Here is a 13,817-nt window from a genome sequence, read left to right on the forward strand (position 1 = left end):
GCTGGAACGAAAGTGATCAAATTTTAGCGGAGGATGATAAAGTAATTCCTGCAGCCCATTTTACCAACAATGTCCGTTGCTTAAAATTATATACCCAATCCACTCATTATATGTCTGAGAGAAAATGATTCAAAGTTGTACCTGCCTATTGGTCGTTAGACTTATGATTTTTTTCAAGTTCATTGAAGACTGTTTTATCTGATAGTGGAACACCTGTCCGATATGCAGCTCTAGAGATCATGTGACCCGCTACAGGAGCTGTCATAAGTACGAAGAGAATTCCAAGAATTAGTTTTCCGCTAAACAAGTTCATTTCAGCTAACACATAGATAAACGATCCAATTAGTATTCCAGATACACCAAGAGTTGAAGCTTTACTTGCTGCATGAAGTCTTGAATAAACATCTGGAAAACGGAGTACACCAAGTGTTCCTGAAAAAATAAAAAAGGTGCCGATGATAAGGAAAAAGCTAATCACGATCTTGATCAATGATAACACCCTTTTCTAAGAATTTTGCAACAGCGACCGTTGCAATAAACGTCAATATTCCAATCAGCAAGATAATATCGTTAAGCTGAACTGTATCCAATATAATGGCCATAATCCCTGTAATTGCTATTAAGTTAATTCCAATTGTATCAAGTGCTACAACTCGATCTGGATTGGAAGGGCCAGTTACCGCTCTATAAAGAAGAAGCAGAATAGAGATGGTTGTTACGAACAAACAAATGTGGACTACGATCGTGAACCAATCTGTCATCGTGTAACCTCCCTTATTGCTTTTTCAAACGAGTCTTTAATACCTACGATCGTTTCATTAACATCTGGAAGATCGATTGCGTGGATGTATATAAATCGCTGGTCTCTTGAAACGTCTACTGACAGTGTCCCTGGAGTAAGAGTAATCAAGTTAGCAAGCAGTGTAATCTCCCAATTCTTTTTTACATCAATGGGGAGTGCAATTATTCCTGGCTGAAAATCAAGCCTTGGCTTGTATACCCACTTTAAAACTTCTATGTTAGCTAAAATCAGCTCTTTTATAAAAAGAAAGATTAGATACCCAATCGCTCTCACTTGTTTAAAGTAGTATGAATCAGGAATGAATCGGTTTAGTAAAAACAGCAGAGCTGCCCCAATCACAAATCCAACTAAAAAACTTGCAAAAGAGTAGCTCTCAGATAAAAACATCCAAATAACGCCGATCAGCAAATTTAGAATAAGTTGAAATGTCATAGGGTTACTCCTTTAATACATAATCAATATAGATTTGAGGATCAATTAGACTGTCTGCTGCTTCCTGAATATATGGATAAAACCATTCTGCACCAACACCTAAAAGAATGGAGATAGCAATCAGTACAGCAGAAGCCGCAATTCCTGAAGGTTTTACTTTTTGTTTAGGCTCTTCTTTTAGCTCTCCCCAGAAAGCACCTATGAAAATTCGGATTACAGAAAATAAGATCAACAGACTAGATAACAATCCGACGCCAGCAGCAATGTAATGACCTTCGTCCATTGCGCCTCGTAAGAGCAAGTATTTACCTATAAAACCGCTAAAGGGAGGTATTCCTGCCAAAACAAGCGATGCGATAAAGAACATCCAGCCCATAAGTGGTGCAGTTTTAATATATCCGCCCATTTTATGAAGGTTTGAGGTTCCAGCATGCCAAGCCAGTAATCCTACTAAGAAAAATAATGCAGCCTTAATCGCCATGTCATGTACTAAATAATAAATCGTACCTGCAAGCGATTCAGGAGAGAATGTTCCGATTCCTAGAAGCATAAAGCCTATGGCAGGCATAATATTATAGGCGATGATTAGTTTTACATTCGATGTAGACAGTGCTCCAATCACTCCAATCAACATGGTAAGAGTGGCTACCCAGATGAAAAAGGTATGAGTTAGCTCAAGTTTGTGAGAAAAAATGAGTGTAAAGACTCTTAGCATGGAGTAGACTCCGACTTTTGTTAAAAGCGCTCCGAACAGAGCTGAAACGATTGGTGAAGGAACAATGTATGACTTAGGAAGCCAAAAATACAAAGGGAATAATGCGCCTTTCGTTGCAAAAACAATAAATAATAGAATCGCTATGCCTGTCAAGATTCCTTGCTGTTCAACTTCGGCAACCCTTTCTCCCAGTTGTGCCATATTTACTGTGCCAACTACGGAGTATAAAAAAGCGACTGTCGTAACAAATAAGATTGAAGAAAATAAATTTAATAAGATGTATTTGACAGATTCGCGGAATTGATGCTTGGAACCTCCAATAATAATCAATCCATAGGACGCCATTAATAACACTTCAAAGAATACGAATAAGTTGAACAGATCACCTGTTAAGAATGCACCGCTTACTCCTGCGATCAATAAAAGGAATAAAGGATAAAAGTAGTGCTGGATCATCTTATCTGTAACTGATGCTAATGCAAAGATAGCTGCAGATACCGCAATCACATTGACAGCGAGTATCATAATGACCGATAACTTGTCAGCAACAAGAACAATTCCGTATGGTGCTTTCCATCCACCTGTCTCTAGAATAAGAGGGCCATTCGTAAAAACGTAATAACTTAAGAAGATCGATACCCCTAAGTTTAGAAAAACTACAAGAAAAGAAGTATAAATCGTTAGCTTTTGTTTCTTATTAAAGAAAACGAGCAAAGCGCCGAAAAATAATGGTATAAATATTGGCAAAAATACTAAATTACTCATCATCTGTTCCCCTTAGCTGATCCATCATATCCGTCTTATTGCTTTGATAGGTACGGTAAGCTAATACAAGAAGAAAGCTCGTTACCCCAAAACTTATAACAATAGATGTCAGTATTAGCGCTTGAGGAAGAGGATCGGTATAGACTTTGATCCCCTTTTCTAAAATGGGAGGTGCACCTCGGTTCAATTTTCCCATCGTTAAAATAAATAGGTGTGCCCCATGTGATAAAAGCGCTGTGCCTAGTACAATTTTTAAAAGTTGTTTTTGAAGTAAAAGATAAACGCCGGCTGCAAATAAAGTTCCGGCAAGTATAGACATTACAATTTCCATTAGTGATTCATGTCTCCTTTATCCCGGTATTTTATCATGGCGAAAATGCCCAAAGCAGCTAGACCAAGTACTGCTATTTCAAATAAAGTATCCAATCCACGGAAATCAACAAGGATTACGTTTACGATATTATCTCCGCCGCCGAGTTTATAGGAGTTATCAACGAAATATTTTGCAATGCTGTCAAAGTATTGTGAGCTATGTGAAGAAATCGCTACAATCGTAAGCAATGCTCCCGTAGAAGCCGCAATTACAAAATCCACAATTTTTTCAGAACTTTTTTTATCCGACTTTTTTAACTTTGGAAGATGAGCAAAGCATAGCAAGAATAAAGCTACAGTGATTGTTTCGACGATTAGCTGTGTCAAAGCCAGGTCTGGTGCCCGGAAGAATACGAACAGCAAAGAAAGCCCATAGCCAACCACTCCGATTACAATGATCGCAGCAATCCGTTGTGTCATCCAAATGGTTGCAATAGCAGCAACAGCCATTACAAAACCTATTAATACCTCTGGCCACGTAACTGGAGCTAAGTCATCAAACGATATTTTAAATCCGTCTGTAACGAAGATAAATGCTGATGTTGAAATGACCAAAAATACAAGAATGATGGATGTGTATAAACGCAATGAACCTGTCATATAAAATTTCGTAAATTTACTCGAGAAACTCAATAGCTCGTTTACGATAGATTGGTAAATTCGATCTGTTGAGAACTTTCCCGGTACTCTATTGTAGATCGGCTGCCATCTTTTTAGAGTTAGTGCAAGAATGGTTCCAACAGCAACAACAATCAGTGACATATGCAAAGGTGTATTATCAAAACCATGCCAAAATGCTAAGTGAGTTAGAGCAAGGTCACCTGTAACCGATGCAACTGCCGGAGCAAGTAATGGCTCGTTAATTAAGTTTGGCAATAATCCGATCAATACGACAAATCCAATAAGTATGATCGGAGAAATCAGCATGCCAATTGGCGCTTCGTGAGGTTTTTTCTCTAATTGATCTAGCTTGGCTTTACCTGTAAATGCGCCAAATACTAAATACATGGAATAAACAAATGTAAAGATACTCCCAATTACAGCTAATAATGGAACCCACTCAGCAAACATCCCAGCAAAACCGCTTGTTTGCTCTAATTTCAATGAAGAATCAAAGAACATTTCCTTACTCAAGAAACCATTGAAAATCGGAAGCGGAACCCCTGCCATGGAGAAAGCTCCAAAGAATGCTAGAGTGGCGGAGATCGGCATAAACGTATAGAGTCCGCCTAGTCTCCTAATATCTCTTGTTCCAGTCTCATGATCTACAATACCTGCAATCATGAACAGGCTGCCTTTAAAAGTGGCGTGATTAAAGATATGGAAGATCGCTGCAAGCGTTGCTATACCTGTTCCAAATCCGAGCATAGTCATGATCATACCCAACTGGCTGATCGTTGAATAGGCAAGAATTCCTTTTAGATCAGTTTGACGCGATGCAAGAATAGACCCTAAACAGAGGGTAATTAAACCGACGCCTGAAACGATAAGAAAAAATACATCCGTTCCACTGAATATAAGTGAGAATCTGGCGACTAAGTATATTCCTGCTTTAACCATCGTTGCCGAGTGGAGATACGCACTGACAGGTGTTGGTGCTTCCATTGCATCAGGTAGCCAGCTGTGAAACGGAAACTGTGCAGATTTTGTAAAAGCTCCCAACAGTAGCAATAACAATATAGGAATAAAAAGATCACTCTCAATGATAACAGAGCGATTAGCAATCATCTCTCGGATGCTGTTTGTTTCTGCGGTGATAGATAATAGTATGAGAGCACCTAACATGGACAAGCCGCCAAAAACAGTTACGAGCATTGATTTTTGTGCACCATATGTCGAACGTTCACGATAGAACCAAAAGCCGATTAGTAAAAATGATGAAATGCTCGTAAATTCCCAAAAGGTATACAGTACGAATACGTTGTCAGATAGAACGACTCCCAGCATCGATCCCATAAATAAGAGTAAATACACATAAAAATGAACGAGCTGCTCTTTTTTCGATAAGTAAAAAATGGAGTATAAAACAACGAGGGAACCAATCCCCGTAATCAATAAGGAAAAAGCATACTAAGCCCGTCCAAATAAAAACTCAATTGGATATCGAGCGACGGAATCCAATTAGCGACACTTTGAACTATTTTTCCTTCAGCTAATACAGGCAATTTCAAACTAAATAGAATAAACAGCACGGCTGGAACAGGCAAAACAAACCAGCCAGTATGTATCCGGCTTACTTTTTTAGCGGCAAGCCCGATCAACAGTGCTGCTAAAAAGGTACAAGTATGTAAATATGTAACATAAATACCGGCAAACCTCCTTAAAACCCAATAATAATCGTAATAGTCCATTACATTGTAAGCAAAACCTTTCCGTTTTAGCAAATACTTTACTAAGCAGAAACTCTCTCTTTGACATTAGGTTTTTATTAACTCTTGAATATCCTTCCCAAAAAATACCTAACCTATTTGAGAGGTGAATGATAATGAGACTATTTCATATATACGGGTTACTTTTGATTTTGTTTCAATTAACAGGATGTTTAAATGATTCTGTATATAAAAAAGAAGAAGGAAGCCCTGGATTTCAGCCAAGAGAATATTATAGAGAACATATAAGCTTTTCCGATACAGGCGTTTTTAACGCTTCGTCGCTTGCTGAAGAAATGAAAAGGGAAATAACAAAAGACAAACTCATAAAACATGCCATTGTTTTAAAAGATGAGGAAAAGTACGTAGTCGCGATAAAAGTTAGAGCTTATCATCATAAAGAGGCGGAAGCATTGAGTAAGAAGTATAAGCAGTTCTGGGAAGATAAATGGAAGATTCCTGTTGATATTACCTTTACCCCCGGTGATTATAGAAAAGCAGAGAAGCTGTTTGCCACAAAAAATAGAGCGTACGTATACGCTCTACATTAAAACTTGCTGTAATCTAGCATGAAGTGATCTTCTGTCAATCTCTTTTTTATAAGTAAAATAAAATCATTGCTAAGTTTCAGTTCTCTTGCTTTTAAGTAGGATTCAATCAACAGGTCGTCCGAAAGTTTTTCCATAATATAGCCCTTACGAAGCGGCATGGTCACCTCCTGTTTTTTATAAAAAATGGTGAAACAGCTATTCTAAATTCGTATAAAAGTCATAAAATGTTAAGTTGATGTTTTATGTACTTGCTTTATGTACTTTGAAGCTTACCATGTATTGTAAAAAGGAACAACCGTTCGTTTATCCACAGTGTTTGGTGGATAAGTTGTGGGTAAAATGTTAACATCTTAGAGAAAGATAACTGATATCAAGGTGAATAATGTGCATAAGATTATCCACATTGTTTGGTATGGGAACAATTTGTCGAAAACTTTTTTAATTCTTTTAAATAATGCTATTTTCTTAGGGCTGTTTTCGCATACAATGTTGCTTTTGAAAGTAGTTGATTTCCGTTTCAGGTTGCTCCTTTCCACCGCTTCGCGCATTAGGAGTCTGCACCTGACGGCTCGTCCCGTAGGAGTCTCGCAACCTGCGCTTCAATCAACTTTTCAATGAAGAACAAGAAAAAAGAATTTCTTAGAAAAGATCTTTCAGAAGTTGCTCTTGAAAGTAATCCTTTTAGGTGTGGTGTGCCATATACAAAACATTCATCTTGTCCAGGGAGCGAATGAACAAAAATAATGTATTTGAATTCTTACTAATAGCAAACGTCACGAAAATACACTGAAATGACGGGAATTGTAGAAAAATCGTTTGTACTTCCTTTCATTACTGGTAAAATAGAAACGTTCATAAGGAAATGTGAAGAGGTGCTAGAATGTTAAAACATTTTTTACCGGATCAGCATGTTCAAAATATATTGGACATTACACCGGAAATGTTAGTTGAACGAGGAGTTAAGGGGATTATCACAGATTTAGATAATACGCTTGTGGAATGGGATAGACCTGAAGCAACTCCAGAATTGATCGAGTGGTTTACTTCTATTAAAGAAAAAGGTATTTTGATCACAATCGTATCAAACAATACACAACATAGAGTAAAGAGTTTCTCAGACCCTGTTGGTATTCCATTTATCTATAGTGCGAGAAAACCAATGACTAAAGCTTTCAAACGTGCTTTAAAAGATATGAAACTGAAAAATGAGCAAGTTGTTGTAATCGGTGATCAGCTTCTTACAGATGTACTTGGTGGAAACCGATTAGGTTTGCACACTATACTCGTTGTACCAGTGGCTAGCAGTGACGGTACTTGGACAAAGTTCAACAGAAAGATCGAACGCGTTATCTTGTCTTGGATGAAAAGAAAAGGCATGTTGCATTGGGAGGAATAAATTTGGAACAAATCAAATGTGTGGGCTGTGGAGTCTCCATACAAACAGAGGACAAAGAAGCGCTCGGATACGCACCTCTTTCAGCACTAACGAAAGAGCTGCCTATTTGTCAGCGCTGTTTTCGTTTAAAACACTATAATGAGATTCATGACGTTAGTTTAACGGATGATGATTATCGCAAAATTGTCTCTAGTATTGGTGATGAAGATGCGCTTGTTGTAAAGATTGTAGATATCTTTGATTTTAGTGGAAGCTGGCTGCCTGGTTTGCATCGATATGCAGGCAAAAATCCAATACTTCTTGTAGGGAACAAGCTTGATCTGCTGCCAAAATCGGTAAACCCAAACAAAGTCATTCATTGGATGAAGAAAGAAGCAAAAGAACTGGGATTAAAACCGATTGATGTTCAGTTGATTTCAGCAGAAAAAGGGTACGGAATCGAAGAATTAGCAGAAGCCATCGATCATTATCGTAAAGGAAAAGATGTGTATGTTGTAGGTTGTACGAATACAGGGAAATCTACATTTATTAACCGATTGATTAAGCAGTATGGAGAAGATGCAGCTGATTTTATTACAACTTCTCATTTCCGGGTACAACTCTCGATCTTATTGACATTCCTCTTGATGGAAGAAGTCACATGTATGATACTCCAGGAATCATAAACCACCACCAGATGGCACATTATGTTTCTAAAAAAGAACTGAATATCATCATGCCGAAAAAAGAAATAAAGCCGATGGTGTTTCAACTAAACGAAATGCAGACATTGTTCTTTGGCGGCTTAGCGAGAATGGATTATATTAAAGGCGGAAAACAATCCTTTGTCTGTCATTTCTCTAACCATCTAAACATCCATCGAACAAAAACGGAAAAAGCAGACGAGCTTTATGAAAACCACTTGGGTGATATGCTAGCTCCACCAGAAGATGTTACAAACTTTCCTAAGCTTAAACGCTATGAATTCATGATCAAAGAAAGTAAAACTGACGTTGTGATTTCAGGACTCGGTTGGGTTACGTTTCCGGAAGCTGGGGCAAAAGTCGTCATCCATGCTCCTGAAGGTGTAGCGGTCACTGTTCGAAAATCCTTAATATAAGGAGGATCTTTCAAAATGATAAAAGCACTTGTAATCGGGGATCCGATTGAACATTCTTTGTCCCCAGCTATGCACAATGAAGCTTTTAAGCAAACGGGCATCTCTGGGATATATGAAAAGCAAAGAGTGAAGTCAGAGGATTTAGAAGCATTTATCAAAACGTTTAAAGAAAGTAACTACGCTGGATGTAATGTAACCATTCCACACAAAGTATCTATTCTTCCTTTTTTAGATGAAATCGATGAGGAAGCAAGAGAAATTGGTGCTGTTAATACCGTCGTAAATAACGGCGGTAAGTTGATTGGATATAATACGGATGGAATAGGTTTTTACTAAGTTTAAAGGATAAAATCAGTAAACCTCTTTCAGATCTTAACGTGTTATTGATTGGTGCAGGCGGTGCTGCACGTTCAATTTGCTACACACTGAAGAAAGAGAACCCAAAACGTTTAGCAATCGCTAATCGTTCAGAGGACCGGCTTCAATCTTTATTAAAAGATCTAAATGATGAGCGTATAGAAGGTTTGTCTTTAAAACGAGCTGAAGAAGATCTTGCACGTTTTGATGTATTGATCAATACGACTAACGTCGGGATGTATCCTGAGATCCATTCGGTACCTTTAAAGCTAGATCATTTAAAAAAAGATGCAGTCGTATGTGATATCGTTTATAACCCTCTCGTTACAAAATGGTTAGAAGAAGCTGATGATAAAGGTGCCGTTACTGATAATGGCGTTTCAATGCTCGTTATGCAAGGAGCAATGGCTTTTAAAAAATGGACAGGTAAATTTCCTGACACAAATAAAATGAAACAAATTGTTATTGAACAACTTAGGAGGTAACTATGCTTACAGGTAAACAAAAACGCTTTTTGCGATCAAAGGCACATCATATACAACCCATTTTTCAAGTTGGTAAAGGTGGAATAAATTCGAATTTAGTAAAACAAGTTGAAGAAGCATTAGAAGCTAGAGAATTAATTAAAGTAACTGTACTGCAAAACTGTGAAGAAGATAAAGATACAGTAGCGTCAGAACTATCTACTGGCTCTAAGGCGCAATTGGTACAAGTTATCGGCAGTACAATCGTGCTATACAAAGAATCAGTGAATCAGAAACGCATTGAACTCCCATAAGGAGTGAAAGAAAGAATGGAAAAACAGATCGGACTTTTTGGTGGAACGTTTAATCCGCCGCACATCGGACATCTGCTAATTGCCCAAGAAGCAATGAAGCAGTTAAATTTAGATGAAGTGTGGTGGATGCCTTCCTCTAAACCACCACATAAAGAGAAAGACGTTGAAGTTCCAGATGAACAGCGGATTGAAATGGTGAAAAAAGCAATTGGTAACAATAATCAATTTTCCCTTTCTTTACTTGAGTTTGAGAGAAGTGGACCTTCATATACTATTGATACGATACGTCTTCTCACCAAAAAATATCCGCAAATAAAATTCACTTTCATTATGGGTGGAGATATGGTCCATTCATTAAGCAGCTGGCATGAAATTGATGAATTAAAGAAACTTGTTCAATTTGCAGGTGTTGGTCGTGCAGGATATCCCTTTGACCACCATTGGGAAAGGTATCGGGTAAAACTTGTAGAAATACCTACTATCGAGATCTCTTCTTCTTTAATACGTTCAAGGTCAAGAGCTGGGGAAAACATCCGTTATTATGTCTCGGATGAGGTCTGGAAACATATTAAGGAGAACCGCCTTTATGGAACGAATTGAAGCACTGGAAATTGTTAGAAAGAAGCTTACTGACCACCGTTTTATTCATACGTTAGGGGTGGAAGAGACCAGTATACTCCTAGCGAATAAGTATGGCGCAGATCCCAAAAAAGCTGAAACTGCTGCGATTTTTCACGACTATGCTAAATTCCGTCCAAAAGACGAAATGAGAGAAATCGTAAGAAATGAGGGACTTCCTCAAGACCTTCTTTTATATGGCAGTGAAGTATTGCACGCACCAGTAGGAGCGTTTTTAGTTAAAAAGAAGTTGGAATTGCAGATCCGGAAATTTTGAGTGCTATTTACTACCATACAACGGGTAAAGAAAATATGACAATACTTGAAAAAGTGATTTTCCTAGCTGATTATATTGAACCAAACCGTCAATTTCCCGGGGTTGATGCTGTAAGAGAGTTGGCACAGGAAGATTTGGATCAAGCTTGTTTGATGGCAGTTAAAAATACGATTGGTTTTCTCATGAAACAAAATCAAAAAATCTACCCACTCACGTTTGAAACGTATAATGGATTGCTTCAAGAAATCAAACAAAAATTTTAGGAGGAGTGCACTGGATGAACGTAAAAGAGCTTATGGAATTGGTAGTTAGAACCGCAGATGATAAGAGAGCAGAAAACATAACTGTTTTAGATATGGAAGGAATCTCACTTGTCGCGGATTATTTTGTTATTTGTCATGGTAATTCAGAAAAACAAGTTCAGGCCATTTCAAAGGAATTGAAAGATGTTGCTCTAGAAAATGATATTCAAATTCGCCGTATGGAAGGTTACGATCATGCTCGCTGGGTATTAATTGACTTAGCAAATATCGTCGTACATGTATTCCATCGTGATGACCGCAGTTATTATAATCTTGAAAAATTATGGGGAGATGCCAATAAGGTTGATGTAGATGCTATTCTTGCCCCCCAACAGAACTTATAAATGAGTTATCAGCAATTTGCATACCTTTATGATGAGTTAATGGAGGATGCTCCTTATTCAGAATGGCTTTCTTTTGTGAAAACGTCTGTGTCAAAATACCTTAATGATGGAACACGTTTTTTAGATGTGGGCTGCGGAACCGGCTCAATGACAATTCTTTTAGCAAAAGAGGGATTTCATGTAACTGGAGTGGATCTTTCTTCAGACATGTTAATGGTCGCTAAGGAAAAAGCAAAAACAGAAAAAGTTTCGATTTCTCTCTTTCAACAGGATATGAGGGAATTAGAAGGGTTAGGCTCCTTCGATTGTGTCACGATACTATGTGATTCGCTTAACTACATTTTGACAGAAGAAGATGTAAAACGTACCTTTCTTTCAGCAGGAAATCATCTTACAGCTGGAGGACTGCTGCTGTTTGATGTTCATTCTATACATAAGATCAACGAAATCTTTATCGGACAAACCTTTGGCAGCAATGAAGAGAGGCTTTCTTACATATGGCAATGCTACGAAGGTGAACTTGAAAACAGTGTGGAACATGACTTATCCTTTTTTATTCAAAATGGGACCAAATACGATCGGTATGATGAACTCCATACACAGCGAACATTCTCTGTAGAAGACTATACGCAATGGTTAAAGGAATGTGGCTACGACCTATTAAATGTTTCTGCTGATTTTCTACCAGAAGAGCCATCGGATGAAAGTGAACGTATTTTATTCGTTGCAAAGAAAAGATAGGCTGTTTTGAAAAGCTTTGTTGCTCTTGAAAGTGGTTAATTTCCGTTCCAGGATGCTCGCTTTCCAGGGGTGCGATGAGCCGCCTAAGCGCTTTGCACTTTTAGGAGTCTCACCTGTCCCACTAATCCCCCAGGAGTCTCGCATCCTTGCACTACAATCAACTTGTCAATGAAGGTAAATGCCTCAAAAGTAACAATCTTTTAGAAAACTGTTAAAAAGATAAAAGTTTAAGAAGACAGCCTTTGTGCTGTCTTTTATTGTAGGAAACGTTACAATAACAAGTAAAGAGTATTACTTTCTTACAGAATTAGGGAGAATTTATATGTTAGATCAAGATTCGTTGCTTAAAAATAATATTTTAGAGACGATTATTGATAGCGCTTACGAATGGATTGTAGTCGTAGATCATGAAGGTATCGTCCGTTATATGAATAAGACATATTGTAAGTTTTTAGGAGAAGATCCTAAAGAAGTTATCGGAAAGCATGTTACTGATGTTATAGAAAATACAAGGATGCATAAAGCGGTGTTACAAGGAAAGGTGGAAATCGCTGATCTGCAATTCATTAGAGGCAATTATATGATTGCTAACCGTATTCCAATTCTAAATGAAGGGAAAGTAATAGGGGCAGTTGGTACGGTTATATTTAGGGATACAGAACAATGGAAAAAAATGAATTCTCATATTAAAGCTCTGCTTCATGAACTCAATTTTTATAAAAAAGAGTGGGAAGAAATAAATGGTGCTACATATACGCTAAATGATTTTGCTGGAACTTCAGCTGAAGTTGGAAAAATAAAAAAACATGTAAAAAACATTGCTAGTGGTGATTTATCGGTATTGATACGTGGTGAGAGTGGAACGGGTAAGGAATTGCTGGCACATAGCATTCATCAGTTAAGTGAAAGAAGTTCCAAACCGTTTATAAAGCTAAATTGCGGGGCGGTTCCTGAGCATTTATTTGAGTCGGAACTATTTGGCTATTCAGAAGGGGCTTTTACGGGAGCAAAAAAGGCGGGAAATTAGGAAAGTTTCAACTTGCAGATGGAGGGACATTATTTTTAGATGAAATTGGCGATCTCCCTCAAAGTATGCAAATCAAGCTGCTTCGAGTACTTCAAGAGAAAGAGGTAGAGCCTGTTGGTGCGGTACATACTCAGAAGGTAAACGTTAGAGTGATCGCTGCAACAAACCGTCCGCTAGAAAAGTTAATTATGGAAAACAAATTTCGGGAAGACTTGTTCTATCGTATTAATGTACTACAGATTCAGATACCGCCACTTCGTGAGCGCAAAGAAGATATTTGGCCATTGGCAGAAAACTTTATTGTGATGAATGGCAAAGAGACAGGTAAAAGGATCCTCAGCTTTGATGATGATGTTAAAGAAGCTTTTCTAGAATATGACTGGCCCGGAAACGCAAGAGAACTGAAAAATTTCATAGAAGCAGCTATTCAGCTTACACAAAGTGATCGATTGACGTTAGACGCTTTCCCAGATTTTCTAAAAGAAAAATTAGGGGTAAATAAAACAGTAATGACCCTTAAAGAACATGTGCAAGAAACAGAAAGAAACGTAATCTCTTATTATCTAGAGAAGATGAATGGTGACATTATGGCTGTTGCGAAACAACTGGGAATAGGGAAAACAAATTTGTACGATAAAATCAAAAAGTATAATATTCGGTAGTAAATAATACCTTCCGAAAAAACGGAATGCCATTCCGTTTTTTCGGAATTATTCATAATGTTAATTAAATGAGTAGAAAATCAGCTTTATATACATCCTTTATGATAATATCCATACATGAGTGAAGCTCTATCATCTTTATTTTCCGATTTTTCGGAAAAAATATATTTATATGACGCTTACAAAGGATTTTCCTTGTTGGCATGGAAC

At 37.7% G+C, this 13,817-nt stretch carries 16 protein-coding genes and 4 pseudogenes; 12 read left to right on the plus strand and 8 right to left on the minus strand.

The window, feature by feature from the left end:
- Positions 1 to 145 precede the first annotated feature (145 nt).
- The 6 genes and pseudogenes from mnhG to ACEWFH_RS08800 form a co-directional block, all read right to left on the minus strand.
- Positions 146 to 499 (minus strand): monovalent cation/H(+) antiporter subunit G, encoded by a 354-nt coding sequence (mnhG, locus tag ACEWFH_RS08775; protein ID WP_473726885.1) that lies wholly within the window; start codon positions 497 to 499, stop codon positions 146 to 148.
- Entirely contained in the window at positions 471 to 761 is a 291-nt protein-coding gene (locus tag ACEWFH_RS08780; protein ID WP_473726886.1) for a Na(+)/H(+) antiporter subunit F1, read from the minus strand. The genes mnhG and ACEWFH_RS08780 overlap by 29 nt, the downstream gene beginning before the upstream one ends.
- Positions 758 to 1,234 carry a Na+/H+ antiporter subunit E gene (locus ACEWFH_RS08785; protein ID WP_473726887.1) on the minus strand — a complete coding sequence of 159 codons (477 nt, stop codon included), beginning with the start codon at positions 1,232 to 1,234 and terminating at the stop codon, positions 758 to 760. Before ACEWFH_RS08785 ends, ACEWFH_RS08780 begins: the two co-directional genes overlap by 4 nt.
- 4 nt (positions 1,235 to 1,238) lie before the next feature.
- Positions 1,239 to 2,714 (minus strand): Na+/H+ antiporter subunit D, encoded by a 1,476-nt coding sequence (locus ACEWFH_RS08790; RefSeq protein WP_473727252.1) that lies wholly within the window; start codon positions 2,712 to 2,714, stop codon positions 1,239 to 1,241.
- Complete coding sequence (locus ACEWFH_RS08795; protein WP_379834889.1) at positions 2,707 to 3,045, minus strand: Na(+)/H(+) antiporter subunit C; 339 nt, start codon at positions 3,043 to 3,045, stop codon at positions 2,707 to 2,709. The genes ACEWFH_RS08790 and ACEWFH_RS08795 overlap by 8 nt, the downstream gene beginning before the upstream one ends.
- Positions 3,045 to 5,437: pseudogene (locus ACEWFH_RS08800) on the minus strand (Na+/H+ antiporter subunit A). The gene ACEWFH_RS08795 and the pseudogene ACEWFH_RS08800 overlap by 1 nt, the downstream one beginning before the upstream one ends.
- A gap of 134 nt (positions 5,438 to 5,571) precedes the next feature.
- On the opposite strand from ACEWFH_RS08800, the gene ACEWFH_RS08805 reads away from it, so the two are divergent.
- The gene (locus tag ACEWFH_RS08805; protein ID WP_473726888.1) at positions 5,572 to 6,006 is read left to right on the plus strand and encodes a hypothetical protein; all 435 of its coding nucleotides are present in this window, start codon (positions 5,572 to 5,574) and stop codon (positions 6,004 to 6,006) included.
- On the opposite strand, the gene sda is transcribed toward ACEWFH_RS08805, so the two are convergent.
- On the minus strand, positions 6,003 to 6,140 hold the full coding sequence (sda, locus tag ACEWFH_RS08810; RefSeq protein WP_473727253.1) for a sporulation histidine kinase inhibitor Sda: 138 nt from the start codon (positions 6,138 to 6,140) through the stop codon (positions 6,003 to 6,005). The two genes, ACEWFH_RS08805 and sda, sit on opposite strands and share 4 nt — an antisense overlap.
- A 331-nt stretch (positions 6,141 to 6,471) precedes the next feature.
- The gene (locus tag ACEWFH_RS08815; RefSeq protein WP_473726889.1) at positions 6,472 to 6,597 is read right to left on the minus strand and encodes a hypothetical protein; all 126 of its coding nucleotides are present in this window, start codon (positions 6,595 to 6,597) and stop codon (positions 6,472 to 6,474) included.
- Between the two features lie 289 nt (positions 6,598 to 6,886).
- On the opposite strand from ACEWFH_RS08815, the gene ACEWFH_RS08820 reads away from it, so the two are divergent.
- From ACEWFH_RS08820 to ACEWFH_RS08870, 11 genes and pseudogenes are all read left to right on the plus strand, one after another.
- Positions 6,887 to 7,402, plus strand: a complete 516-nt coding sequence (locus ACEWFH_RS08820) for a YqeG family HAD IIIA-type phosphatase (RefSeq protein ID WP_473726890.1) — start codon at positions 6,887 to 6,889, stop codon at positions 7,400 to 7,402.
- Positions 7,399 to 8,501, plus strand: a pseudogene (yqeH, locus tag ACEWFH_RS08825) (ribosome biogenesis GTPase YqeH). Before ACEWFH_RS08820 ends, yqeH begins: the two are co-directional and overlap by 4 nt.
- A 15-nt stretch (positions 8,502 to 8,516) precedes the next feature.
- A complete protein-coding gene (locus ACEWFH_RS08830; RefSeq protein ID WP_473726891.1) occupies positions 8,517 to 8,837 on the plus strand; it encodes a shikimate dehydrogenase family protein in 321 nt (106 codons plus the stop codon).
- A 41-nt stretch (positions 8,838 to 8,878) separates the two neighbouring features.
- On the plus strand, positions 8,879 to 9,343 hold the full coding sequence (locus tag ACEWFH_RS08835; protein WP_473726892.1) for a shikimate dehydrogenase family protein: 465 nt from the start codon (positions 8,879 to 8,881) through the stop codon (positions 9,341 to 9,343).
- A 2-nt stretch (positions 9,344 to 9,345) separates the two neighbouring features.
- Complete coding sequence (gene yhbY / locus ACEWFH_RS08840) at positions 9,346 to 9,636, plus strand: ribosome assembly RNA-binding protein YhbY (RefSeq protein WP_473726893.1); 291 nt, start codon at positions 9,346 to 9,348, stop codon at positions 9,634 to 9,636.
- Between the two features lie 15 nt (positions 9,637 to 9,651).
- Positions 9,652 to 10,236 carry a nicotinate-nucleotide adenylyltransferase gene (locus ACEWFH_RS08845; protein WP_473726894.1) on the plus strand — a complete coding sequence of 195 codons (585 nt, stop codon included), beginning with the start codon at positions 9,652 to 9,654 and terminating at the stop codon, positions 10,234 to 10,236.
- Positions 10,223 to 10,794 (plus strand): annotated as a pseudogene (yqeK, locus tag ACEWFH_RS08850) (bis(5'-nucleosyl)-tetraphosphatase (symmetrical) YqeK). The gene ACEWFH_RS08845 and the pseudogene yqeK overlap by 14 nt, the downstream one beginning before the upstream one ends.
- Before the next feature lie 14 nt (positions 10,795 to 10,808).
- Positions 10,809 to 11,177, plus strand: coding sequence for a ribosome silencing factor (gene rsfS / locus ACEWFH_RS08855; RefSeq protein WP_473726895.1), 369 nt, complete (start codon positions 10,809 to 10,811; stop codon positions 11,175 to 11,177).
- Complete coding sequence (locus ACEWFH_RS08860; RefSeq protein ID WP_473726896.1) at positions 11,178 to 11,918, plus strand: class I SAM-dependent DNA methyltransferase; 741 nt, start codon at positions 11,178 to 11,180, stop codon at positions 11,916 to 11,918.
- Between the two features lie 415 nt (positions 11,919 to 12,333).
- A pseudogene (locus ACEWFH_RS08865) lies at positions 12,334 to 13,373 on the plus strand (sigma 54-interacting transcriptional regulator); the annotation flags it as partial.
- 81 nt (positions 13,374 to 13,454) lie between these two features.
- On the plus strand, positions 13,455 to 13,607 hold the full coding sequence (locus ACEWFH_RS08870) for a helix-turn-helix domain-containing protein (protein ID WP_473727254.1): 153 nt from the start codon (positions 13,455 to 13,457) through the stop codon (positions 13,605 to 13,607).
- Positions 13,608 to 13,817: the final 210 nt, after the last annotated feature.

This window comes from Fictibacillus sp. EA-CB0309 (genome assembly GCF_055814265.1).